The sequence below is a fragment of the Streptomyces capoamus genome (assembly GCF_014654935.1).
Lineage (GTDB): Bacteria > Actinomycetota > Actinomycetes > Streptomycetales > Streptomycetaceae > Streptomyces > Streptomyces capoamus.
In genome coordinates this window covers 38,014-41,092 of record NZ_BNBF01000008.1, presented here as the reverse complement: position 1 = coordinate 41,092, position 3,079 = coordinate 38,014, and the positions used below count along the sequence as shown (strand labels likewise).

Here is a 3,079-nt window from a genome sequence, read left to right as displayed (position 1 = left end):
ATCTCGGCGGTGTCCTCACCCTTGAGGGCTTCCTTCAGCTCGCCGACCGCGGCCTCGACCTCGGTCCTGATCTCGCCGGGGACCTTGTCCTCGTTGTCCTTGAGGAACTTCTCGGTCTGGTAGACCAGCTGCTCGCCCTGGTTGCGGGCCTCGGCGGCCTCGCGGCGCTTGTGGTCCTCCTCCGCGTAGCGCTCGGCCTCCTCGCGCATGCGGTCGACCTCTTCCTTCGGGAGCGAGGAGCCGCCGGTGACGGTCATCTTCTGCTCCTTGCCGGTGCCGAGGTCCTTCGCCGTGACGTGCATGATGCCGTTGGCGTCGATGTCGAAGGAGACCTCGATCTGCGGGACGCCGCGGGGCGCCGGCGGCAGACCGGTCAGCTCGAACATGCCGAGCTTCTTGTTGTACGCCGCGATCTCGCGCTCGCCCTGGTAGACCTGGATCTGCACGGACGGCTGGTTGTCCTCGGCCGTGGTGAAGATCTCGGAGCGCTTGGTCGGGATCGTGGTGTTGCGCTCGATCAGCTTGGTCATGATGCCGCCCTTGGTCTCGATGCCGAGGGACAGCGGGGTGACGTCGAGCAGCAGGACGTCCTTGACCTCGCCCTTGAGGACACCGGCCTGGAGCGAGGCGCCGATGGCGACGACCTCGTCCGGGTTCACACCCTTGTTGGCCTCCTTGCCGCCGGTCAGCTCCTTGACGAGCTCGGCGACGGCGGGCATACGGGTGGAGCCACCGACGAGGACGACGTGGTCGATCTCGTTGATGGAGATGCCGGCGTCCTTGATGACGTTGTGGAACGGCGTCTTGCAGCGCTCCAGCAGGTCGGCCGTCAGCTGCTGGAACTGGGCGCGGGTGAGCTTCTCGTCCAGGTGCAGCGGGCCCTCGGCGGACGCGGTGATGTACGGCAGGTTGATCGAGGTCTCCGTGGAGGAGGACAGCTCGATCTTGGCCTTCTCGGCGGCCTCGCGCAGGCGCTGCAGGGCCATCTTGTCCTTGGACAGGTCCACGCCGTGGCCGGACTGGAACTGCTTGACCAGGTAGTCGACGACGCGCTGGTCCCAGTCGTCACCACCGAGGTGGTTGTCGCCGTTGGTGGCCTTCACCTCGACGACGCCGTCGCCGATCTCCAGCAGGGACACGTCGAAGGTGCCGCCGCCGAGGTCGAAGACGAGGATCGTCTGGTCGTCCTTGTCCAGGCCGTAGGCGAGCGCCGCCGCGGTGGGCTCGTTGACGATGCGCAGGACGTTCAGACCGGCGATCTCGCCGGCCTCCTTCGTCGCCTGGCGCTCGGAGTCGTTGAAGTAGGCCGGGACGGTGATGACCGCGTCCGTGACCTTCTCGCCCAGGTAGGCCTCGGCGTCCCGCTTCAGCTTCTGCAGGATGAACGCGGAGATCTGCTGCGGGTTGAAGTCCTTGCCGTCGAGCTGGATCTTCCAGTCGGTGCCCATGTGGCGCTTCACCGAGCGGATGGTCCGGTCCACGTTCGTGACCGCCTGGCGCTTGGCGACCTCGCCGACGAGCACCTCGCCGTTCTTGGCGAAGGCGACGACGGACGGCGTGGTCCTGGCACCCTCGGCGTTGGTGATGACGGTGGGCTCGCCGCCCTCCAGAACGCTGACGACGGAGTTAGTCGTGCCCAGGTCGATGCCGACCGCACGTGCCATGGTTGATTCCTCCAGCTGACTTGAGTGGAACAGGCTCAAGTGTGCACGAGCCGGACCGCTGGGTCAACAGACCTGAGTCAGCCAGGCTCAACTCTTATCCGTTCCTTACGCGCAAGTGCCCGCTGACCTGCGTCGATGGCGGGCGGCGCCCCTGCGGAACCGGAATCAGAAGGAGTACGACGACGGCCAGCAGCACCCCGCCGGCCACCCACAGCACGGCCCGCTCGCCCGTCCACCCGGTGTGTACGAGCACCCCCACGAGCACCGAGGAGAAGGAGCCCGCCCCCAGCAGCACGACCGACCCCTGCGGGGTCAGCCCGAGCCGCCGCAGCCGGTGCGCGAGGTGGTCCGGGCCGCGCCGGAGCAGCGGGCGCCGGGCCAGCCCCCGGGCCAGGACCACGAGCAGGGCGTCGGCGACGGCCACGGCGCCCAGGCAGAACACCACCGCCGCGCTCGGCCCGATGTCGTACCCCGCGCGCGTGAAGACGACCGCCGAGGAGAGCACGAACCCGGTGAACAGCGAGCCGCAGGCACCGAGGCCGATCCGCGCGGGATGCCAGTTGTGCATCAGGAAGCCGGTGAGGGCGGCGGCGACCACGCTCAGCAGCACGGCGAGCCCGTCCATCACCTCGGCGGCGGCGCAGACCCCCGCGCCGAAGGCGGTGACCACCCCGACGGTCCCGGCCAGCCCGTCGGCGTGGTCGAGCCCCTTGAAGGCGAGGGTGGCCAGGACGATCCAGCCGACCGCCAGCACCCCGCCGGGCAGGCCCGTCTCGTCGTACGGCACCACGCAGGCCGCCGCCACGACCGTACCGGCGACGAGCACCCGCGTGCGCAGCCGCCACACGTCGGCCACCAGACCGAGACCGGCGACCGCGGCGGCGGCCACGAGCAGCTCCTCCACCCCGTCCCCGAGCGGCGCGACCCGGGTCCACTCCCCCATGCCGGCGACCAGGCAGGTGACGACCACCACGGCGAGGCCGCCGAGGAGCGGCAGCCGCCGCTGCCGGCGCCGGTCGAGGATTCCGGCCCTCAGGGCGGGCAGCCGGAGCACCGCCGCGAGCACGGCGGTGCAGAGCAGGGCGGCGGTGGCGGCGGCGATCCCGTAGAGCACGGCTCTAAGGTAGGGGCGAAAGTATCAATTCGGTACGAATAACACGATCTGATTGCCCGGCGGCGACCCAGATCACCCCGCGCTCTGCTGCATCCCGACGGAAGATAGGGGTAGTCTCAGACGGACTACATAAGTTACCGCTTAGTAATGTCGGCCGCCTCAGGAGCCCCAATGCAACTCGCCGCGATCATCGTGTCGCTGGTCCTGATCGTGGTCGGCGTGGCACTGTTCGGCCGCGCCCTCCTCCAGATCTTCAACCAACTGCGGCTTGGCCAGCCGGTGCCGGCCGGTACGCGGACCA

Annotated in this window: 2 protein-coding genes; both read right to left on the bottom strand. The window is 69.1% G+C overall.

Translation table 11 applies throughout. The features are described 5' to 3' along the window. Positions 1-1,664, bottom strand: a 1,664-nt coding sequence (dnaK, locus tag IE312_RS14780; RefSeq protein WP_229899758.1) for a molecular chaperone DnaK, incomplete at its 3' end; no start/stop codon positions are given. 94 nt (positions 1,665-1,758) lie between these two features. Continuing rightward, positions 1,759-2,778 (bottom strand): MraY family glycosyltransferase, encoded by a 1,020-nt coding sequence (locus tag IE312_RS14775; RefSeq protein WP_189981908.1) that lies wholly within the window; start codon positions 2,776-2,778, stop codon positions 1,759-1,761. Positions 2,779-3,079 lie beyond the last annotated feature (301 nt).